This is a genomic window from Anaerococcus lactolyticus ATCC 51172, assembly GCF_000156575.1.
Lineage (GTDB): Bacteria > Bacillota > Clostridia > Tissierellales > Peptoniphilaceae > Anaerococcus > Anaerococcus lactolyticus.
The window spans coordinates 338191-361460 of the sequence record NZ_GG666045.1; the positions used below are offsets into that span (position 1 = coordinate 338191).

Annotated in this window: 17 protein-coding genes; 3 read left to right on the plus strand and 14 right to left on the minus strand. The window is 34.2% G+C overall.

Going from position 1 to position 23270, the window contains the following annotated elements:
• Position 1: 1 nt before the first annotated feature.
• Positions 2-559: an elongation factor P gene (efp, locus tag HMPREF0072_RS04230; protein ID WP_004827593.1), complete on the minus strand. Its 558-nt coding sequence runs from the start codon at positions 557-559 to the stop codon at positions 2-4.
• Between the two features lie 150 nt (positions 560-709).
• On the opposite strand from efp, the gene HMPREF0072_RS04235 reads away from it, so the two are divergent.
• Positions 710-1876: a nucleotidyltransferase family protein gene (locus tag HMPREF0072_RS04235; RefSeq protein ID WP_004827594.1), complete on the plus strand. Its 1167-nt coding sequence runs from the start codon at positions 710-712 to the stop codon at positions 1874-1876.
• Between the two features lie 12 nt (positions 1877-1888).
• Here the strand turns inward: HMPREF0072_RS04235 and HMPREF0072_RS04240 are convergent, their stop codons facing one another.
• The 11 genes from HMPREF0072_RS04240 to HMPREF0072_RS04290 all read right to left on the minus strand — a co-directional run bounded on the left by HMPREF0072_RS04240 (position 1889) and on the right by HMPREF0072_RS04290 (position 19613).
• The gene (locus tag HMPREF0072_RS04240) at positions 1889-2374 is read right to left on the minus strand and encodes a hypothetical protein (protein ID WP_004827596.1); all 486 of its coding nucleotides are present in this window, start codon (positions 2372-2374) and stop codon (positions 1889-1891) included.
• Between the two features lie 8 nt (positions 2375-2382).
• A complete protein-coding gene (gene coaD, locus HMPREF0072_RS04245) occupies positions 2383-2865 on the minus strand; it encodes a pantetheine-phosphate adenylyltransferase (protein ID WP_004827598.1) in 483 nt (160 codons plus the stop codon).
• A complete protein-coding gene (gene rsmD / locus HMPREF0072_RS04250) occupies positions 2862-3404 on the minus strand; it encodes a 16S rRNA (guanine(966)-N(2))-methyltransferase RsmD (protein ID WP_037327624.1) in 543 nt (180 codons plus the stop codon). Before rsmD ends, coaD begins: the two co-directional genes overlap by 4 nt.
• Positions 3404-5374, minus strand: coding sequence for an ATP-dependent DNA helicase RecG (locus HMPREF0072_RS04255; protein ID WP_248601165.1), 1971 nt, complete (start codon positions 5372-5374; stop codon positions 3404-3406). Before HMPREF0072_RS04255 ends, rsmD begins: the two co-directional genes overlap by 1 nt.
• A 13-nt stretch (positions 5375-5387) precedes the next feature.
• A complete protein-coding gene (locus tag HMPREF0072_RS04260) occupies positions 5388-6956 on the minus strand; it encodes a DAK2 domain-containing protein (protein WP_039931101.1) in 1569 nt (522 codons plus the stop codon).
• A 7-nt stretch (positions 6957-6963) separates the two neighbouring features.
• Positions 6964-7317 carry an Asp23/Gls24 family envelope stress response protein gene (locus HMPREF0072_RS04265; protein WP_004827605.1) on the minus strand — a complete coding sequence of 118 codons (354 nt, stop codon included), beginning with the start codon at positions 7315-7317 and terminating at the stop codon, positions 6964-6966.
• Between the two features lie 183 nt (positions 7318-7500).
• Positions 7501-11028, minus strand: coding sequence for a pyruvate:ferredoxin (flavodoxin) oxidoreductase (gene nifJ, locus HMPREF0072_RS04270; protein WP_004827608.1), 3528 nt, complete (start codon positions 11026-11028; stop codon positions 7501-7503).
• Between the two features lie 309 nt (positions 11029-11337).
• Positions 11338-14862 carry a pyruvate:ferredoxin (flavodoxin) oxidoreductase gene (nifJ, locus tag HMPREF0072_RS04275; protein ID WP_004827609.1) on the minus strand — a complete coding sequence of 1175 codons (3525 nt, stop codon included), beginning with the start codon at positions 14860-14862 and terminating at the stop codon, positions 11338-11340.
• Between the two features lie 120 nt (positions 14863-14982).
• Positions 14983-15993, minus strand: a complete 1011-nt coding sequence (gene hprK / locus HMPREF0072_RS04280; protein ID WP_004827611.1) for an HPr(Ser) kinase/phosphatase — start codon at positions 15991-15993, stop codon at positions 14983-14985.
• 3 nt (positions 15994-15996) lie between these two features.
• Positions 15997-17847, minus strand: a complete 1851-nt coding sequence (gene uvrC, locus HMPREF0072_RS04285; RefSeq protein ID WP_039931103.1) for an excinuclease ABC subunit UvrC — start codon at positions 17845-17847, stop codon at positions 15997-15999.
• Complete coding sequence (locus HMPREF0072_RS04290; protein ID WP_004827617.1) at positions 17844-19613, minus strand: aminopeptidase P family protein; 1770 nt, start codon at positions 19611-19613, stop codon at positions 17844-17846. Before HMPREF0072_RS04290 ends, uvrC begins: the two co-directional genes overlap by 4 nt.
• 199 nt (positions 19614-19812) lie before the next feature.
• Here HMPREF0072_RS04290 and ychF point away from each other — a divergent pair, with 199 nt between their 5' ends.
• Complete coding sequence (ychF, locus tag HMPREF0072_RS04295) at positions 19813-20910, plus strand: redox-regulated ATPase YchF (RefSeq protein ID WP_039931104.1); 1098 nt, start codon at positions 19813-19815, stop codon at positions 20908-20910.
• A complete protein-coding gene (locus HMPREF0072_RS04300; RefSeq protein WP_004827621.1) occupies positions 20903-21526 on the plus strand; it encodes a thymidine kinase in 624 nt (207 codons plus the stop codon). The genes ychF and HMPREF0072_RS04300 overlap by 8 nt, the downstream gene beginning before the upstream one ends.
• A 27-nt stretch (positions 21527-21553) precedes the next feature.
• On the opposite strand, the gene map is transcribed toward HMPREF0072_RS04300, so the two are convergent.
• The gene (gene map, locus HMPREF0072_RS04305) at positions 21554-22360 is read right to left on the minus strand and encodes a type I methionyl aminopeptidase (protein ID WP_004827623.1); all 807 of its coding nucleotides are present in this window, start codon (positions 22358-22360) and stop codon (positions 21554-21556) included.
• Between the two features lie 41 nt (positions 22361-22401).
• On the minus strand, positions 22402-23199 hold the full coding sequence (locus HMPREF0072_RS04310; protein WP_039931105.1) for a nitroreductase family protein: 798 nt from the start codon (positions 23197-23199) through the stop codon (positions 22402-22404).
• Positions 23200-23270: the final 71 nt, after the last annotated feature.

The window sequence follows — 23270 nt, forward strand, 5'->3', positions numbered from 1 at the left end:
CCTAAACTCTTGATAGGTACTCACCACTTCTTGTATCGATTTTAATTACATCGCCTTCGTTTACAAATATTGGCACGTTGATTACTGCTCCAGTTTCAACTGTAGCTGGTTTTGTAACGTTAGTAGCAGTATCTCCCTTAACACCTGGCTCTGTTTTTACTACCTGAAGTTCAACAAAGTTTTGTGGATCAATAGAGAATGGCTTGCCTTGGTAAAATTTGATAAGAACTGTATCATTTTCTCTTACATAGATGATAGCATCCTTAACATTGTCTTCTTCGATTCCAATTTGTTCGAAACTTTCTGGGTCCATAAAATAATACAATTGACCGTCATTGTATAAATATTGCATTTCTTTTGTAGAAATAACTGCATTTTCAAATTTTTCATTTGGGTTAAAGGTTACATCTTTTGCTCCACCGTTCATAACAGACCTAATTTTAGCTCTTACAAAAGCAGCTCCCTTGCCTGGTTTAACGTGTTGGAAATCGACAACTTGATATACATCATTATCGTATACGAAAGTTACACCTTTTCTTAAATCATTTGCTGAAATCATAATTCCTCCTAGTTGATATTTCTTAAATTATTATACCATATTTAGCCCTTAATTGAAAATTTTATTCATAAATATAAAACTATTTTCATGAGATTTTCATCCCTATGCATACTTTTATAAATATAAGTATAATATACTCAAGGAGTCTTTATGAAAAGCTTAGGAATTATTTCAGAATTTAATCCCTTTCACAACGGGCATAAATTTTTATTAGAGCAAGCCAAAATCCAATTAAATACCGACTTACATATCTCATTTATGAGTGGAGATTTTATTCAAAGGGGCGATGCGAGCGTTATGGATAAGTATTTAAGAGCCTATGTAGCAATTAAATCTGGCTTTGACCTTGTAGTCGAAATGCCAAGTTTTGTAAGCTTACAAGCTGCTGAATTTTTTGCTTTAAAATCAATTGTTATTTTAGATAAAATGAATATTGACTACTTAGTTTTTGGCATTGAAAACATTAGCCCAGATGACTTTCTTCAAGGAGCTAGTAAAATCATTGAAAATCAAAATTCTATTGATGGAAAGATAAAAAGTCTTTTAAAAGAAGGGCTATCTTATCCAAAAGCTTATAACATCATGATTGATGAGCTTGTTGGACGCGACTTTGTTTCATCTAATAATATATTGGCTCTTGAATACTTAAGGGCTATTAATAAAGTAAATTCAAAAATAAAGCCTTACCCTATTAAAAGAATTAAAACTTCTACCAAAGATAAATTAATTTACGACGAATGTTTTGCATCATCGACTGCGATTAGAAATAATTTAGATTCAGAAATTTATAAGCTAATGCCAGCTATTTCCTTTGAAAAACTTATTGATTTTAGAAACACCTACCAAGATTTTGATGAAGATTATATATACAAGATATTTAGGTACAAAATTCTAATAGAAAAATCTCCTATGACTACTATATTAGGTTTTGAAGAAGGTATCGATAACTATCTTTATAGGTTAGCAAGAAGAAATCTTTCTTATAAATCTTTCTTAGACGAGGCTACATCGTTGAGATATACGAGGTCAAGGATAAAAAGAATAATATTAAATTATATCTTAGCTAATACCGAAAATTTAAATGACATTGATATTTCTTTCATAAAAATTCTCGCCTACAATGAAAAGGCGAGTCAGTTTTTTAAAAAATTATCTGAAAATCTCAAGCTTGTGATTAATAAAAAAGACATCTCTAAGCTAGATTCTAATAATCTCCTAATTCATAAAAAAATGATAGAAGCATCAAACCTCTATAGCCTCGGTATTAATCGAGATATTGATTATGATTTTGTGCACAATAATAGACCTATCGATTGATAGGTCTTATTTTTATCTATTTTCTAAAATTTTATCTCTATTTTTTTCAAGCTGTTGAACAAGTTGACCAAAGTTATCTATTGAACCAGTGAAAAGTCTGTCAATATAGTCATAGGATTGTTGTCTTATATTTTTAGCTTCAGCTGCAGCTTCTTGTAAAATCCTATCAGCTTCTTTTCTTGCTTGTTGGGTAAGTTCATGTTCGCTTACCATTTTTTGGTATTGGCTCTTAGCTTGTTCTTTAAAATTTTTAATTTCGCCTTCAGCTTGGCTAAGTCTATTGCTTGCTTCACTGCTTGCTTCAGATAGAATCCTGTCTTTTTCATCTGTTACCCATTGAGCTTGCTTGATTTCTTCAGGTAGGGAATCTTTCATTTCATTTAAAATCTCATAAATCTCATCAGGATCTACTGCGATTTTCTTAGAGAAAGGTACAGAGCTTGCCTCGTCCATTATATCTTCCATCTCAAGAATAAGATCAGTAATTTTGTTTGCCATGTTTCCTCCTAATAGTTAAATTTTTCTTTAATTTTTTTCTCAACGCTTGGACTTACAAACGCTGACACATCACCTTTAAAAGCAGCTATTTCTCTAACACCACTCGAACTAACAAATGAATAAGTAGGATTACTTAGTAGAAAAATTGTCTCAAGTCCCTCATAAAGAGTTGAATTAACTCTAGCAATATCCTTTTCATATTCATAATCTGTAACACCCCTTAATCCCCTAGCTATTAGCTTGACATCATGATCTTGTGCAAATTTTACTAATAGTCCATCGAAGGAATATATGTATGTGTTAGATAGCTTTTCGTCTCTAATTTCCTCTTTTATTATATCTTTTCTTTCATCAACAGTAAATAGAGAACATTTGTTTTCGTTATTTAATATAGCTACAATCACTTCATCAAACATACTACTCAGTCTTTTGATAATGTCCATATGACCCTTTGTAAGGGGATCGAAGCTACCTGGGTAAATTACTTTCATTTTGTATAAAATTTTATAAATTTCCTTCCATAAGATTTATCTTTCAAAATATTTAAGTTATACTTATCAGAAAAATCTATATCTTTACTTGATTCAGTAATAACTATACCATCTTCACTTAATAAGTCATACTCTAAAATATAAAATAAAGCCTTGTCTATAAAGTCTGTCTCATAGGGTGGGTCTAAAAAAATATAGTCAAAATCCAAACCTTTTTCTGACAAATCTTTCAAACACCTTATAAAATCCATCTTTGAAGCATAAACTCTTTGCCTATCAACCTTATCTAGATTTTGATTAAGGATGGAAAAATTAGAATAATTTTTTTCGTTAAAGTAAACTTCATCAGCTCCCCTAGATAAAAACTCTATCCCCATTTGACCGGTGCCAGAGAAAAGATCTAAGGCCCTAAAACTATTTTTGTAAGGATAAAGCATATCAAAGATAGCTTCTTTAACTTTATTGTCGGTTGGCCTAGAAGTCTTAGACTTGGGACTCAATAGATTGTATCCTTTATATTTTCCTGCTACTACTTTCATCAATTTAATATAATATCCTTATCTTCATCAAAATAATCTCTTATAAATTCTAAATTAACACCCTTATAAGAATTTTCTTTTAGGTAATCAAATATTTCGAAGGTTTTATTAGTTTCTTCCTCAGTCATATTTAAAAATTCAATCTCAGAAAGATTTTTCCCATGTTGGATGAGGGATAATATCTTGCCCCCACCTCTCAGTTCATAGTCTTTTTGTGATATTTCAAAACCATCATTAGAATCTACTAGAATTTTTAGCTTACTTTTAGGATTAACATCTTTACTAACTAAGTAGCAATAAGAATCATATTCTCCCCTGCCAACTCTACCTCTCAATTGATGAAGTTGGGATAAGCCAAAATTATTAGAATTATAAATAACCATCGTATTTGCATTTGCCACATCTATTCCTACTTCAATGACTGTCGTAGAAATCAAAATATCAATTTCATGGTTATTAAACTTTTTTAAAATTTCTTCCTTAAGACTCGCCTTAAGTTTTCCGTGAAGTTTTTCTACTCGATGAGTCTTAAAGATTTTCTTATATTTTTTATAAAGATTTTCTACAGAATTAGTATCCTCTGCATCAATATTGTTGCTAACAACATAAACTTGCCTACCAGCTTTTAGACCTTCTTTTATATTTTCAAAAAGAAATTCTTGGTGGTCTTCATTGACAATACTTGTTATAACGCTAGCCCTGCCTTTAGGAAGTTCGTTGATTATACTTAGATCCAACATCTTATTTATTCTAAGACTTAAAGTTCGTGGAATGGGTGTAGCTGTCATTGTTAGGTAGTTAGCATCAATACCTTTCTTTGCCAATTCCTGCCTTTGCCTTACACCAAACCTGTGCTGTTCATCATTTACAACAAGTCTTAAATTCCTAAATTTCACGTCTTCTTCTATTAGGGCATGAGTACCGACTACCATATCAATAGTGCCGTCTCGAAGACCTTCTTTAATTTCTTCTTTATTCTTGGAAGAACCAGTTAAAAGAGCAAGCTTTAGTCCAAATCCTCCAATAAAATCCTTATATTTTTCATACTGTTGGATAGCAAGCACCTCTGTCGGTACCATCATGGCTGCTTGATAAGAGTTTAATCCAAAAACTAGCATTGAAACCATGGCCACAATAGTTTTACCAGAACCAACATCTCCTATTAAAAGTCTATTCATCGAAATATCTTTATCAGAATCTTCTAAAATTTCCTTCAATGACCTTAGTTGAGACCTTGTTAGGGAAAAAGAAAGTTTGGCTAATATTTCTTTCAAATCATATTTTAAACTTATATCTTGTTTATTTCTTTGAAGTTTTCCGAGATAATCTAAAAAAATTAATTCTTTTAATAAATCACCAATTTTTATGTCTGTTTTTGCTTTAAATAAGGTTTGAAGATTACTAGGAAAATGCACTTCTTTAAGTGCCTTTTCCCTATCCATAAGATTAAATCTTTCCTTTAGTGACTTTGATAAAATGTCTTCTCTTACATCAAATTCTTTTAAGGCTTCCTTGATAAAAGCATTCAGATTTTTTTGGCTGATACCAGAAGTTAGTGGATACATAGAGTATATTGCCCCTATCATATCCCCATCTAAATTTTCAAAAATAGGATTTACTGACTCATAGTAACCATTTTTATAAGCTACTTTAGTGTAGAACTTATAAGTCTCGTTTAATCTAATCTTTCTTATAGAAAACCTATCATTAAACCAAATGACTCTGATTTTTTTAAAATCGCCTTCAGCAAAATACATATAAGAAACAATCATGTTCTTTAATCTTTTTACGTAGGCTTTTGAAATAGCTTTCCATTCGAAATAATAAGACCTAGTTGGACTTGCCTTTAAAACGCTAGCTTTAATCCTTCTATCCTCGTATTCCCTTGGATAGTAAGTATATAGGTCCCTAACAGTATATATATCTAGCTTTGAAAGAGCCTTAGCTTTTTTAGGGCCTATCCCTTTCAAGCTTGTTAAATCCTTATTCAAGTGTAGCTTGATAATAATATACTGGCTGTCCGCCGTAGACTAACTCAATATCAATATCCTTATAGTCTTTTGAAAGCTTCTTCACAAGTTCTTTTGCCTTTCTCTTATCAGCTTCCTCACCATAATATAGGGTTACTAATGATATATCATCGTCCTTGTCAATGGCAATTTTGATAGCCTCTCTAGTTGTTTCTTCAATATTAGAAGTAGTTGCCACAATCTTTCCATCAAGGATGCCTATATAGTCATCTTTCTTAATTTCAATATTATTGACACTTGTGTCTCTAATAGAAATAGAAACTTCTACTGTGTGCATATCACTAATAGCATCTGCCATATTCTCAATATTCTCTTCTAAATCTTCATCTTCATCGAACTCGAGCATAGCAGTGAATGTTTCTGGAATAGATCTTGTTTCTAAAACCATAGCATTTTTGTCAGTCAATTGGCAAGCCTGTTTTGAAGCCATAATTATATTCTTATTATTTGGGAAAATAATTATATTTTCAGCTGCCACTTCTTCGATATTTTTATAAATATCTTCTGTAGAAGGGTTCATAGTTTGGCCTCCTGAAATAATTTTGTCTATATTCATAGACTTTAATATATCATCAAAACCTTCACCCCTTGATACAGCTATAAATCCGTATTTTTTGAGTTTTTCAGGCTCTTTTACAGCATTTTCGATATCTGGTTTAGTATTTTCAACTTCAAGTTTTACTAAAATACCGTCAACTAGGATCTTCGAAATTATTTGTTGTGGATATTCAGAACGTGCTTCTGCCTTTAGGTGACCATCTTTATATTCATAGTCGAAATTTGTTGACAAAGAATCAATTGAGTCACTAATTTTTTTAAAGTCATTTTCTTTTATTAAAAGTTCGAAGTAAATCTTATAGGAACCTTCTTCTACACTTTCTGAACTTGATAGGTCAATATCTCTGTCGATATCTCCATTAAGAGCATTAAGAGCACCCCTAAGTAGGAACATCAGACCTTGTCCACCAGAATCTACTACTCCTGCTTCCTTAAGAACTGGAAGTTGTTTTGGTGTATTATCAAGAGCAATTTGACCCTCAGTTATGATTTCCACAAGATAATCATCTAAATTTTTATTTTCATCAAAAGCTTCTTCTGCCTTTTCAGACATCTTTCTAGCAACAGTAAGGATGGTTCCTTCTGTTGGCTGCATGACAGCTTTATAGGCAGTTTTTGTTGCATTTTTAAAAATATCTCTTATTTCAAGAGCACCAATCTCATCCTTACCTTTGAGAGTCTTAGACATTCCTCTAACAAGTTGAGATAAGATAACCCCAGAGTTACCCCTAGCACCCATAAGTGTGCCTTGGCTAAGAGCTTTGGCTATTTCTTCAACACTTAATCCGCTTGTTTGATTTACTTTATCTACACCGGATTTCATGGTCATATTCATATTTGTACCTGTATCTCCATCAGGAACAGGGAATACATTTAATTCGTCTACAAGAGACTTATTCTCTTCTAAATATTTATAGGCTCCAATGACCATTTGTTGGAGCTTACTTGCGTCAATTACTTTCATACTTCTCCTATCTATTGATTCCTTGAACATAGATATTTACTTCTGCAACATTAACATTCAAAGATTTCTCAATATTATATTTAACATTGTCGATTATATTTTGGCATACTACAGGTATTCTTATTCCATATTCTAAAAATAAAGAAATGTAAATAGCAACTGTACCATTGTCTCTTCTTATAACCTCAACGCCTCTTTGCATGTTATTTACTCCAAGAAGCTTGTATATCCCATCTCTAGCAGATCTTGATGCGAGTCCTACAACCCCATAAGATTGCATAACACTTGCAACAGCTATATTTGCAATAACGGAATCATCGATTGTTATTTTTCCTAAATTATTTACATATCTGATCGTCATAATACCTCCAAAGTGTATTAATAATAAATCTTCGTTTTACTTTATTATACCATAAATTTGTAAGTCTGATAAATTATTGACACCTATCTGAATTCTATTTTAATTATATTCTTATTTAATATAATAATTATGTATTTTTGCAAAGAAAAAATCGCCAATGAATGGCGATTTTTCTTGCTTATATTATTTATTTGCTAATTTCTTGTAAGATTCATATCTTTCCTTAGCTGCTTTTTCAGCTTCTTGATAAAGCTCATCAGCAGTTTCTGGGAATGATCTCTTAAGTGATGAATATCTTACTTCACCTTGGATGAATTCTTGGAATGATCCTGTAGGTTCTTTAGAGTCTAATTGGAATGGATTTTTACCCTCTTCAGCAAGTCTTGGGTCAAATCTCCATAAGTGCCAGTAACCTGCTTCTACGGCTTGTTTTTCTCTGTATTGTGATTTACCCATACCAATTCTGATACCGTGGTTAATACATGGAGCGTAAGCAATTACGATAGATGGTCCATCATAGCTTTCAGCTTCTTTAATAGCCTTTAGAGTTTGGTTTTGATTTGCGCCCATAGCAACTTGTGCTACATATACATAACCATATGAAGTCATCATTAGACCAAGGTCTTTCTTTCTTACCTTTTTACCAGATGCAGCAAATTGTGCTACTGCTGATAATGGTGTAGATTTAGAAGATTGTCCACCTGTGTTAGAATATACTTCTGTATCGAATACGAAGATATTGATGTTTTCACCACTTGCAAGTACGTGATCAACGCCACCAAATCCTATATCGTAGCTCCATCCGTCACCACCAAAGATCCATACAGATTTTTTAATCATGTAGTCTTTTAGTTTAAGGATGTTGTTTAGATATTTCTTAGCATCTTCGCCTTCAACTTCTTCTTTAACATTTAAGATAGCTGCTGTTGCTTCTTTAGAAGCTCTAACATCATCTTTTCCTTCAAGCCATGCTTTGAATGCTTCGTTATATTGAGAATCAAGACCTAGTTCTAGGAACTTAGTCATGTTATCTTCAAGTAAGTGAGTATTTGCTTCTGCTGCAAGTTTCATACCATATCCGTATTCAGCAGCATCTTCAAATAATGAGTTACCCCAAGCTGGACCCTTACCTGTTGCAAGGTTCTTTGTGTATGACATAGCTGGTGCAGATGCTCCCCAGATTGAAGAACAACCAGTAGCGTTTGCTATATACATTCTATCGCCAAATAATTGGGTAATTAATTTAGCATATGGAGTTTCACCACAACCTGCACATGCGCCAGAGAATTCGAATAATGGTTGTTTGAATTGGCTTCCCTTTAATGTCATGTCGTCCATAACATTTTCTTTGTAGCCAACAACTTCATGAGCATATGTCCAATGATCTTTTTCTTTTTCAACTTCTTCTTCGAAAGGTTTCATTAGAAGAGCTTTCTTTGGAGCTGGACATACGTCAGCGCAGTTACCACATCCTGTACAGTCTAGTGGAGATACTTGAATCCTAAATGTAAATCCGTCCATGCCCTTACCAATAGCTTTTTTAGTTTCAAAGCCTTCAGGAGCATTAGCCTTTTCTTCTTCTGTTACTAAGAATGGTCTAATTACAGCGTGTGGGCAAACGTAAGAACATTGGTTACATTGAATACAATTATCTATTTGCCATTCAGGAACGTTAAGAGCTATACCTCTCTTTTCGTAAGCTGTTGTACCTGATTCAAATTCACCATTTTCGATGCCTTTAAAAGCAGAAACTGGAAGGTCATCTTCTTTTTGTTCAAGCATTGGTTTAACGATGTTTTTAATGAAATCTGGTAGTTCTTTTTCTTCTTTAACTTCGTCAACTGCATCTTTCCATTCAGCTGGAACGTTAACTTTAATTGGAGCTTCAAGACCCTTATCAACAGCATTGTAGTTCATGTTTACAATGTCTTCACCCTTGTGACCATAAGATTTAACTATTGATTCTTTTAAGTATCTAACAGCGTCTTCTACTGGAATTACTTTTGTTAGGTTGAAGAATGCTGATTGCATGATCATGTTTGTTCTTCCACCAAGACCGATGCTTTGAGCAATATGGCTTGCATCTAGGATGTAGAAATCAATATTCTTTTCAGCAAGAACTCTCTTCATCTTAGCTGGAAGGTGTTGTTCTAGTTCTTCAACTGACCAAACAGTATTTAATAAGAAAGTACCACCTTCTTTAATACCTGCTAATAGGTCATATTGGTTAACGTAAGCTTGTTTTGAACAAGAAATAAAGTCAGCTTCGTCTAATAGGTATGTTGATAGGATAGGTTCTTTACCGAATCTTAAGTGAGATACAGTTAAACCACCTGATTTTTTAGAGTCATAATCGAAATAACCTTGTGCATACATGTCTGTATTATCACCGATTATCTTGATAGCTTGTTTGTTTGCACCTACAGTACCATCAGAACCGAATCCCCAGAATTTACATCTGCTTGTACCTTCATGTCTAACTTTGAAATCATCTCTTGGAAGTGATTTGTTAGTAACATCATCAGTTATTGATAATGTGAAGTCATGTTTTGGTTCATCTTTGTCGAGGTTGTCATAAACAGCCTTAATGTCTGCTGGAATTGTATCTTTTGATGAAAGACCGAAAATACCACCAATGATTAATGGTCTCTTTTCTTCTTCATAGTAGCATGCTTTAACATCAAGGTAAAGTGGGCTTCCTACAGCGCCTTTTTCTTTTGTTCTATCAAGAACAGCTATTTTCTTAACTGTAGAAGGAATTGCTTTTAGTAAGTGTTCTTTTGAGAATGGTCTGTATAGGTGAACTTCTACCATACCAACTTTTCTGCCTTCTTTTAGAAGAACATCAATTGTTTCTCTAGCAGCTTGACATACAGAACCCATAGCTATGATGATATTTTCTGCATCATCAGCACCATAGTATGTGAATAAACCATAGTTTGTTCCAATTTTTTCATTAATTTGGTTCATATAGTTTTCAACTATACCAACGATATCTGTATAAGCTGTGTTGCTTGCTTCTGTTCTTTGGAAGAAGATATTCTTTTCAGCTGTACCCATGTGTTTTGGTCTTTCAGGGTTTAGTGAATGGTTCTTGAATTCTTCAACAGCCTTGAAGTCTAACATTGTAGCAAGGTCTTTGTAGTCCCAAACTTCAACTTTTTGAATTTCGTGACTTGTTCTAAATCCGTCAAAGAAATTGATAAAAGGAATTCTACCTTCAATAGCAGCTAAGTGAGCTACTGGAGATAAGTCCATAACTTCTTGAACTGAGTTTGATACAAGCATAGCGCAACCTGTTTGTCTAGCAGCCATAACGTCTGAATGGTCACCATAAATAGATAGTGCGTGAGTTGCTATAGTTCTTGCAGAAACGTGGAAAACACCTGGTAATCTTTCTCCAGCAATCTTATACATGTTTGGAATCATTAATAATAGACCCTGGCTTGCTGTATATGTACTTGTTAGTGCTCCTGCTGCAAGTGATCCATGCATAGCTCCTGCTGCGCCGGCTTCTGATTGCATCTCTTTAACTTTAACTTCTTGACCAAATAAGTTCTTGCGTCCGTTTGCTGCCCATACGTCTACGCTTTCTGGCATTGGTGAAGAAGGTGTGATAGGATATATTGTAGCTACATCAGTAAACGCATATGAAACGTGCGCTGCTGCTGTGTTACCATCCATAGTCTTCATTGCTCTAGTAATTGTCATCTAGACCTCCTAAAATAATTATAAGCAATTATCGTTAACACTACTATTAGTATAATTATATTTTCATTCTTTGTCAAGACTTGGAGAAAATATTTTCATTTTTTATTCATATAGCATATTTATTATCAATCTATAACCGTCTAATAAATAACCAAATTCATCCATTTCCATAAGCTATATAATTTATAAAACATAAGCAAATGAATAAATATGCTCGTATTTAGGAGCAGTCTGTATAAAATTTTATTTCTCTAAAGTTTTAAATAGATTTTAAAAAGAAGCAAGCTTCTGCCTGCTTCTTTTATGAAATTATTTTCCTGCAAGTCTCTTATAGGTATTGTATCTTGCCTTCGCAGCTTTTTCTGCTTCTTCATAAAGCTCGTCAGCTGTTTCAGGAAAAGACCTCTTAAGTGAAGAATACCTTACTTCACCTTGGATAAATTCTTGGAAAGATGCAGATGGCTCTTTAGAATCTAATTGGAATGGATTTTTTCCTTCATCTTCTAGTCTTGGATCATATCTCCATAAATGCCAATAACCAGCTTCAACTGCTTGTTTTTCTCTGTATTGAGATTTACCCATACCAATTCTAATACCATGATTGATACAAGGTGCATATGCAATTATGATTGATGGACCATCATAGCTTTCTGCTTCTCTCATTGCCTTTAAACATTGGTTTTGATTTGCACCCATGGCCACTTGTGCCACATAAATATAACCATATGTGGATAGCATTAAACCCAAGTCTTTCTTTCTTACTTTTTTACCTGATGCTGCAAATTGAGCTACTGCTGCAAGCGGTGTGGCTTTTGAAGATTGACCACCTGTATTCGAATATACTTCTGTGTCAAAAACAAGGATATTTATGTCTTCTCCACTGGCTAAAACATGGTCTACACCACCATAACCAATATCATAAGACCAACCATCACCACCGAAAATCCATACAGATTTTTTAATTAAATAATCTTTTAAATCAAATATTTTTTCTAATAGACTTCGTCCATTTTCAGAATCTACAGTTTCATTTTTTATTTTTAATATTTCAGCTGTCGCTTCTTTTGAGCCCTTAACATCATCTTTGTTTTCAATCCACTTTTTAAAAACCTCATTAAATGGAGTCTCAAGGTTTAGCTCTAGGAAATTTTTCATGTAGACTTCTAGGAGATACTTATTTGAGTCTGTTGCAAGTTTCATGCCATAGCCGTATTCGGCGTTATCTTCAAACAAAGAGTTTGCCCATGAAGGACCCTTGCCCTCACAATTTTTAGCGTAAGAAACTGAAGGTGCGCTTGCTCCCCAAATTGATGAACAACCGGACGCATTAGCAACCAACATCCTATCTCCAAATAATTGGGTTATAACTGTTGCGTATGGAGTTTCACCACACCCTGCACAGGCACCAGAAAATTCTAGTAAAGGTCTCTTAAACTGGCTACCTTTGACTGAAGAATCATCCATAACATTTTCTTTATATCCGACAACTTCGTGAGCAAAAGTCCAATCATCCTTCTCTTTTTCAACTTCTTCTTCAAAAGGTTTCATAATCAAAGCTTTTTGAGGAGCTGGACATACATCAGCACAGTTGCCACAGCCTGTACAATCAAGTGGTGATATTTGAATCCTAAAGTCGTAACCTTCTAGCCCCTTACCTATTGCTTTCTTTGTTGCAAAACCTGCAGGAGCCTTTGCTTTTTCTTCTTCTGTTACTAAAAATGGTCTTATTACAGCGTGCGGACATACAAATGAACATTGGTTACATTGGATACACTTATCAATTTGCCACTCAGGCACATTTAAGGCTACCCCTCGCTTTTCGTATTGGGTTGTGGCTGTTTCCCAAGCACCATTATCGATATCTTTGAAGGCAGAAACAGGGATTTCATCTTCTTTTTGCTCTTCCATTGGCTTGACAATGTTTTTGATAAAATCAGGAAGTTTTACTTCTTCTTTTACTTCATCTTTAACACTTGCCCAAGCTTCTGGGATATTGATTTTTTCGTAAGCACTTGCCCCCATGTCAACAGCCTTGTTATTCATAGAAACAATGTCTTCACCCTTATGACCATAGGCCTTTACTATAGAGTCTTTTAGGTATTTCATTGCATCATCTGTATCTATTACCTTGGTTAGGTTGAAGAAGGCTGATTGCATAATCATGTTTGTTCTTGAGCCAAGACCTATTTTTTCTGCTATATGGCTGGCATCAATTATATAAAAGTTGATTTTGTGTTTAGCAAGATACCTTTTCATTGATCCAGGTAGACGTTCTTCTAATTCTTCTTTTGCCCAAACGGTGTTTAATAAGAAAATTCCCTCATCCTTAAGGCCAGCTAGGAGGTCATAATTGAATACATAAGCTTGTTTTGAACAAGAAATAAAATCCGCCTCATCTAGCAAATAAGTTGAAAGAATTGGTTCCTTACCAAATCTTAAGTGGGATACAGTCAAGCCTCCAGATTTTTTTGAATCATAATCAAAGTAGGCTTGGACATACATGTCAGTATTATCGCCAATAATTTTAATGGCTTCCTTATTAGCTCCAACCGTACCATCAGAGCCAAAGCCCCAAAACTTGCATCTTGATTCGCCTTCGTGCCTAATTCTTAATTCAGTTCTTTGAAGTGATTTATTGGTTACATCATCATGGATAGAAAGAGTAAAGTCTTTTTTCATCTCACATTTAAGATTATTAAATGCCGCCTCAATATCAGCTGGAATAGTATCCTTAGATCCAAGACCAAACCTACCACCTATTATTTCCGGTTTATTCTTTTCGTCGTAAAAGGCTGTAACAACATCCTTATAAAGTGGTTCACCCTCAGCACCTTTCTCCTTAGTCCTATCTAAAACCCCTATTTTTTTGACAGTTTTTGGTATTACCTTTAATAAGTGTTCTTTAGAAAATGGTCTAAATAGATGGACTTCAACCAAGCCTATTTTTTCATCATTTTTCCTTAATTCATCAATAGTTTCTCTAATGGTTTGGCACACAGAGCCCATAGCTATAAGAATTCTTTCTGCATCTGGTGCACCATAATAATTGAATAGCCTATAATTTGTACCTATTAAATCATTAATTTTATCCATATAATCTTCAACAATACCCGGTACTTGTTCATAAATCATATTTGAAGCTTCTGTCGCTTGGAAGAAAATATTTTTTTGAGCAGTACCCATAGTCTTTGGTCTTTCTGGATTTAATGATGTATTCTTAAAGAACCTAACTTGGTTATAATCAACAAGAGGTGCTAGATCTTTATAGTCCCAGACATCAATTTTTTGAATTTCATGACTGGTCCTAAACCCATCAAAAAATTGCAAGAATGGAAGCCTTGCTTTAATAGCTGATAGGTGGGCAACAGCCCCTAGGTCCATAACTTCTTGTACCGAATTTGCCACCATCATGGCTACACCTGTTTGCCTTACACTCATGACGTCAGAGTGGTCTCCATATATTGATAAGGCATGAGTTGCTATTGTCCTGGCTGCAACGTGAAAAACTCCAGGTAGTCTTTCACCAGCGATTTTATAAAGGTTTGGAATCATTAGTAAGAGACCCTGGCTTGATGTATATGTAGTAGTAAGGGCGCCGGCTCCTAGTGAACCATGCATAGCGCCAGCAGCACCTGCTTCAGATTCCATTTCTTTAACTATAACTTCCTTGCCAAATATATTTTTCCTTCCATTGGCAGCCCACACGTCAACGCACTCAGGCATTGGTGAAGAAGGGGTTATCGGAAATATAGTTGCTACTTCAGTAAATGCATAAGAAATATGTGCCGCAGCCGTATTTCCATCCATTGTTTTTTTAGATCTTTTAATTGTCATTTCAATCCTTCCTCTCTTTTATAATTTATAATGCATATAAAGAGATTAATTTCATCTCTTAATTTTATTATATAGGAAAAAGTTATCCTTGACAAATTTTTCAAAATAAAAAAATAGGAGTTAACCCCCTATTTTTTCTGATTTATCTACAAGTCTTTCTGGATGGAAAATGCTATCAGTCATTATTCTTGCAGCATTATATCCAAAAGCTTTTTCTCTTTGATTCATGGCAGCAACTTCAATAATAAGTGCAATATTTCTACCAGCCCTTACAGGCACAACTAGATGAGGTAGCTTAATGCCGAGTAGTTCGATGTAGTGCTCATCAATCCCAAGTCTATCATATTCATAATCATCTTTCCATTGTTCAAGCTCAATTACCATATCGACTTCTGTCTGAAGCTTAATTGCTCCCGAACCATAAAGTCTACGAACATTTATTATACCAAGACCCCTCAACTCCATAAAGTGCCTAATGTTTTCAGGAGCCTCCCCTACAATTTTTTTATCAATTGCAGTTATATCTACCATATCATCAGCAACCAACCTATGACCTCTGGTCACAAGTTCAAGAGCAGTCTCAGACTTACCTACTGAAGACTTACCCATTATTAAAACTCCTATACCAAATATTTCTAGAAGTTCACCATGAACATTTGTTGTCGGTGCTAATTGGTATTCGAGTTGGTCCGATATATCCGAAATTAACTTAGTAGTCTTAGCAGGTGATCTTAAAAGAGTGATATTATAATATCTCGCCAAATCAACTATATCTTCATTTATCTCCCTATTATAAGAAAAAATTACTGCTGGTATAGCATAGGATAAAATTCCCCTAAATCTCTCGTATTGCATCTTGCTATCCAGACTTGTTAGGTAGTTATACTCTACAGTTCCTATAACTTGAAGTCTCTTATAAGGAAATTCTTCCATATAGCCAGTAAGTTGCAGACCCGGTCTATTTACATCAGCATTTTCCAGAACAATTTCCTTATAATCTGTCGAAGCACTAATAATTTCTAGCCCCAAATTTTCGACAACCTTGTAAAGTTTGATTGTCTTATGGTTTGCTCCGGAATTAACTTCCGATATTTGTTCACTTTTATCATCAATATCAAAAACTTCTGTCATCAACTATCCTTTCAACCTAAAAAATTTATATATCTCAACAGCCGCTTCCTTGCCTACAAGAGGAACTTCCATCAATTCTTCAATACTAGCCTTTTTAATATTAGAAATAGTCTTAAAATGCTTGTAAAGATTTGCCTTAGTTTTTTTACCTACGCCCTTTATATCATCAAGTTCAGATTTTTTCATCGACTTTCTCATCAAAGACCTGTGGTAGTTTATGGCAAACCTATGAGCTTCTTCCTGAATTTCATAAATCAGCTTATAAACAGGGTCTTTTCTTCTAATTTGAATCTCCTCGTTATTATAAATGATGCCTCTTGTGGTATGCTTATCATCTTTAACAAGACCTGCTACTTCTATATCAATATTCATCTCTTTAAAAACTTCTTTGGCGATAGAAACCTGCCCCCTACCACCATCCATCAAAATCAAATCAGGTAATTTACCAAATCCTGTATGGGTACTGCCTTTGGCTATTTCTTTTTTTGCATTTGTGAACCTTCGAATCAACACTTCTCTTAAAGAAGCATAATCATCTGGACCTTCTACTGTTTTAATTTTAAATTTCCTATATTCCTTAGGAGCAGAAATCCCATTTTCAAAAACTACCATCGATCCAACAGACTGTACACCGGAAGTATTCGAAATATCATAAGCTTCAATCCTATTAATTTTGTCAACATTTAAAATTTCCTTAAGTTGGTTTAGCCCTGAAGACTTATTTCTCTCTTTCCTATCAATTCTTTTTTCATGTTTAATACGCATGTCTTCAGCATTTCTTGCAGCCATGGTAATAAGTTCAAACTTCTTGCCCAATTTTGGTTGATGGATTTTAACCTTGGAGCCTTTTTTCTGATTAAGAAAATCGGTTATTGATTCCAAATCACTAGGCAGGGTTTGGACAAGTATCTCTTTTGGTATAAAAATCAAATCTAAGTAGAATTGCTTGATAAAGGACGAAATAATATCAGCTTCTTCTTCCGCAAATTCATTTTTAATGATATAGTGTTCTCTATCGACAATATGCCCCTTACGCATAAAGAAAACTTGAACAACTATAATTGAAACACCCTTGCTAATAGCGATAATATCGACATCATCACCAGTTGTTTCCGTCACATTTTGTCTTTCAGAAAGAATTGAAAGTGCCCTATAATAATCCCTGTACTTAGCTGCCATTTCAAAATTCAGTTTAGCACTTTCTTCATTCATTCTTTCTAGAACCTTATCAGAAATTTTTCTATCTTTTTTATCAAGAAACTGCCTGACATCATCCATCTTACTTAGGTAGGTGCTTTCATCTTCTTCGCCAATACACGGACCCTTACACTTTTTTATAAAATAATTTAGGCATGGCCTATCAAGACTCTGACCCCTATCAAAATTCAAATTACAAGTCCTAAAGGGGTAATAGTCATGAAATAAATCTATGGCATCATTAACTGCATAGGCATCTGGATAGGGCCCAAAATAATCTGCCCCATCCTTATTAACTTGCCTTACCTTTTGAATCCTGGGGAATTTTTCTTTATTTATTTTTATATAAGGGTATTGTTTGTCATCTCTTAAAACAATATTGTATTTTGGTCTATTTTTCTTTATGAGGTTAGACTCAAGAACCAAGGCCTCAACTTCATTTTGAACAATTATATATTCAAAATCAGCAATATGACTTACCATGGCAAGAACCTTGGCGCCCTTGTTTTTATTATTGTCAAAATACTGTCTGACCCTATTTTTTAGAGAAATAGCCTTACCAACATAAATAATTTCCCCATCAGCATTTCTCATTATATATACACCAGGTTTTTCTGGTAGTTCTTTTAATTTTTCCTTAAGTTCTTTGTGACTCAAATTTCCTTGCAACTTTCTTTTAAGTATTCTAAATCATGACCATCTAAATATGGACTTAGAAGTTCATAGCATTTCTTGTTATAAGCATTAAGCCAGTCAATTTCTTCTGTAGAAAGCATTTCAATTTTAATTGGTCTAGTGTCAATTGGTACATAGGTTAGAGTTTCAAACTCGAGAAAATGACCGAACTCATTATCAAATGCTTTTTTTACATAAGCTTCACTCTCAATTCTAATTCCATGGCTATTTTCTATATAAAGACCAGGCTCAATTGATGTTGTCATGTTTTCAACAAATTCAACTTCATTTCTTTCTGAAATTGCCTGTGGACCCTCATGAACAGTAAGGACAAAGCCGACTCCATGACCAGTTCCATGGAAGAAGTCTTTTCCAGCCTTCCACAATGGATATTTAGCTATCATATCAAGTCTAGTACCCTTAGTCTTATTCTTAAACTTAGCCAGAAATAAACTTAAGAAAGATTTCAAAACCAAAGTATAATCAATTTTTTCATCTTCTCTAAGGCTACCAAGAGCTATGGTCCTAGTAATATCAGTTGTTCCTTCTTTATAGTGGGCACCTGAATCAACAAGGATCATTCCCTCGTCTCTTAATGTTTTTGAACCAGTTTTTGAAGGCGCATAATGAACTATTGCTGCATTGTCTTTATAACCAGCTATAGTTTCAAAAGAATCTTCTATGAAACTTTCATTTTGAGCCCTCAAATCATGGAGCTTGTTTGATGCAACTAATTCATTTAATGACCCTGTCTTAGCTCCAACTTCTAGCCAGTTAAAGAATTTTACAAGGCTAACACCATCAATAATATAAGCTTTTTTAATACTTTCTATTTCTGCATCAGTTTTCACAGCCTTCATATAGGTAGTTAGGTTAATTCCTTGGGTGATTTTTACATTTGCATTTATAGCATCATAGATAGCTACATTTGTCCTTGCAGGATCAAGATAAATCCTATTTTTGCCTGGAATATTTTTTAAGAGGCTATAAATGTATTCGTAAGAATAAATGCTGATACCATTCTCTTCTAAATATTCACGAACACTTCCAGCAATCTTTTCTTCATCAATACATAAGCAAGCCTTATCTTTTGAAATAAGAATATAGGAAAGGATAACTGGATTATAAGCCACATCATTTCCTCTGATGTTTAATAGATAGCATATATCTTCTGGTGCACCTATAAATGTATAATCACAATGGTTTAAAGCCATTCTTTCTCTTAGGATTTCAAGTTTCTCTTTTAGGCTTAAGCCACAATATTTTTCATCATGAATCCACGCCTTATCTTTTGGTAGGTCTGGTCTATCAGTCCAAATTTTGGAAATATAATCAAGGTCTGAAACTAAAACTCTTGCACCCATATTTTCTGAAAGGTCCTTATAACCTGTTACAGAGTAACATTCTCCATCAAAACCAATTTTACCAAACTCGGCTATATTTTCGTCTAAGTATTCAACAATAGTAGGATAGCCTTCAACGCCCATCTTCATTAATTCAAATTCAGAACCTTGCAATTCTTTTTGGGCTTGCAAGAAGTATCTGGAGTCAGTCCATAGCCTAGCTTCTTTCAAAGTTATTACTGCTGTTCCTGCCGAGCCAGTGAAACCTGAAATAAATTCTCTTGTTTTATAATGATCTGCTAAATATTCTGATTGGTGAGGATCTGATGTTGCAACAATGTAGGCATCAATTTTTCTATCTCTCATCAAAGATCTTAATTGTTCTAATCTTTTATTTATACTCATCCTTATCTCCTAATCTTTAAATTAAGCAAGACTACTTGCTCGAGCTTATAGTAATATTTTATCACAGTTTAATATTATTTCTATATATCATTATACCAGACTTCAGAACCTATTTTAAGCTTGATAAAGATTGATTTTTTCTTTAAATCCATTATAATATAATAGTTATAAGAATAAATAAAAAGAGAGAGTGAATGAGATGAAACTAGGAATAGTCGGCCTACCTAATGTTGGCAAGTCAACATTATTTAATGCCATAACAAAAGCAGGTGCACTCGTAGCAAACTACCCTTTTGCTACTATTGACCCAAATGTTGGTCTTGTTAATGTACCTGACAATAGATTAAATGTGCTGTCAGAAATGAGCAATTCAAAAAAAATAGTCCCTGCTGTTGTAGAATTTTACGATATAGCTGGCCTTGTAAAGGGAGCTAGTAAGGGTGAAGGACTTGGTAATAAGTTTTTATCAAATATCAGAGAAACTGACGCTATTGTAGAAGTTTTAAGGTGTTTTGATGACCCAAATGTGACCCACGTAGATGGTTCTGTTGACCCACTAAGAGATATTGAAACTATTAACCTTGAACTAATCCTTTCCGACCTTGAGCTTGTTGATAAGGTTTTGGAAAAGAAAAGAAAAGTAGCTAGGGCTGACAAAAGTGCCAGAGCCGAGGTAGAAGTTCTAGAGAAAATTGTAGCAGTACTTGAAGAAGGAAAATCTGCAAGAATCCTTGACCTTAACAACGAAGAGAAAAAACTTTTAAGGTCTTACCAACTCCTATCTACTAAACCAATTATATATGTGTGCAATGTAAATGAAGATGATGCCGCTGATGACGGTGCAAGCAATAAATATGTAGAAATAGTTCGTAACTTTGCTAAAAGCGAAGGAGCTGAAGTTTCTGTTGTATCTGCAAAAATCGAGCAAGAAATTTCAGAACTAGAAACAGAGGAGGAAAGAGAAGAATTCCTCGCTATGATTGGCCTTACAGAATCTGGCACAGACAGGGTAATTAAAGATTCTTATAAAACTTTAAACCTCATATCCTACCTAACAACCGGTGAAGTTGAAACCAGAGCTTGGACAATCACAAAAGGTACTCGTGCCCAAGATGCAGCAGGAAAAATCCACTCAGATATAGCACGTGGTTTTATTATGGCAGATGTTATTTCCTATGATGATTTAGTAGCAGCTGGTAGTGAGGCAAAAGCTAAAGAAGCTGGTAAACTACGAATGGAAGGAAAGGACTACATCATGCAAGATGGAGATGTAGTGGAATTTAAGTTCAATGTTTAAGAAAATGATAAAAAGACAAGGTAAGTTAATTGTCCACACAGGATCAATGTTTTCAGGCAAAACAACCTCCCTCTGGAGAGAGCTTTACAGGATGACAATAGCAAATTATAAAACAGTAGCCTTTAAACCATCAGTTGATAACAGAGATAGTGATAAAAAAATTGTCTCTCATGATAACTTATCCCTAGATGCAATTAAGATAGAAAATCTAAATGAAATTTTGGACTACGTTAAAAAACATGAAATAGATGCAATCGGTATTGACGAATTACAATTTTTTCCAAACGAGCCTAGTGAAGTAGTTGACATTTTTAATAAACTCATGGCAAAAAATATAACCATAGTCATATCAGGACTAGATATGGATTACAAAGCTAAACCCTTTGAAATTATAAAAGAAATAATGCCTCTAGCGGATGAATTAATAAAACACCACGCCATTTGTGCATCATGTGGTGAAGACGCTTGGGCATCCTACAGAAAATCTAGTGATGATTCAAGGATACAAATAGGTTCAAAGGATGTTTACGAACCCCTATGTAGGTCTTGCTATAATGAAAAAATGGCCGAAAGAGAAAAAACAAAAAATCAAATAGAATTGAATTTAGGCAAGTAAAAAATCTACCCAGTTGGGTAGATTTTTTTAAAACTTATAATTCTTTATAAATTCGAGGTCAGACTCTGTTAATTTATATTTTGATTGGTCTGTTATAACTTCAGGACCATCCTTGTGAATTATTAGTTGGTGTTCAAATTGACTAACTTTTGAGCCATCAACAGTCCTTGCAGTCCAGCCATTACTATCAAGTTTCATACGCCAATCGCCTATAGCTATCATTGGCTCAATGGTAAAGACCATTCCTACTTCGATCCTTGGTCCTCTACCAGCCTTGCCGTAGTGTGGTACTTGTGGGTCTTCATGCATTTCTTTGCCGATACCATGACCAATAAAGTCACGTATAACAGAAAATCCATTTTCATCTTCTACACATTCTTGAATGGCAGCACCAATATCACCAATCCTATTTCCTGGCACAGCAACTTTTATTGCCCTATTTAAGGCTTCTAGGTTTACATCTACAAGCTTTTGATCAGTTTCACTCATCTCGCCTATGGTATAAGTCCAACAAGAATCAGCTAAGCCTCCATCTAAGTTGACAACATTATCAATTGATAAAATGTCTCCTTCTTTAAGAGGTTTATTTGTTGGATAGCCGTGGCAAATCTCATCATTTACTGATGTGCAAAGAGTAAATGGAAAACCCTGATACCCTAATTGTGCTGGTATTGCCTTTTTATGGTCTACGATAAATTTATTAGCAAATTTATCCAAATCATTTGTTGTTAGACCTGGTCTTATTACTTCCCTTAAGGCAAGGTGAGTTTGACATAAAATCTCAGCTGCCTTTCTCATTTTTTCAAAATAAGTTTCGTTATAAATTCTAATCAATATTACACTCTCCTAAAAAGGACGCCTTGGCGCCCTTCATCTTATAGTTGTTTACTAGCTATATAGACATATTTGTCGTCATTAAGTTCTGGTTTAATTTCCCAATTTGACCCCATAGAAATACTTTCACCTAATTTGTCGATGTAGTACATAATAATACCTGCATCAAGTAGGTTTGCATTTCCCTTATAATCTTCAATGTATAGTTTGATTAAGTCATCAACAAGGAGAAATCTCCATGGTTGAGCATTATAGGCTGATGGTGCAAATCTTGCATAAGCGAAAATCTCATCTAGTCCTCTTTGTTCAAGATCTTCATTTGTTGCTTTATTTCCTAGATCATCAATAAATACAAATTCACCAATACCCTTTCTGTCATCAAACTGATGTTCTCTAACAGTTGTATCTACAGGATAGCCTATAGCTAGAAGTAAATTAACTTCTCCTTTTTCATAATTAAATACAGATTCTTTAATGTCTTCTCCTACATCTCCTACTGTAATCCAGCAGTTTCCGATGCCCATTTTGTCAAGCTCTGTTATTATTTCTTCTACTCCATAAGCTCCCTTAACTAAGCTTGCTGGGTCGTCATTTAAAGTGTTTAAAGCAAGATAAGCTGGAGCTTTTATCATTATTCCTTTGTATCCAGCCTTGCCATCGAGAGCCTTATAAACTGCTTCTCCATCAGTTTGAACTATAAAAGCAAGGTCATCCTTACCAAGCTTTATAATTTCAGAATCAATTATATTTTCAAGCTTTTCTAAATCGGCTTTTTTAAGATCCACATCCTTGAAATCTCTTGTTGAAGTTCTAGACTTTAAAAATTGTGTTGTAAGCATATATTCCCCCATATTTATATTCTACTGCTTCTATTATACTATACCTACATTCTATTTTATCATATTTTTCA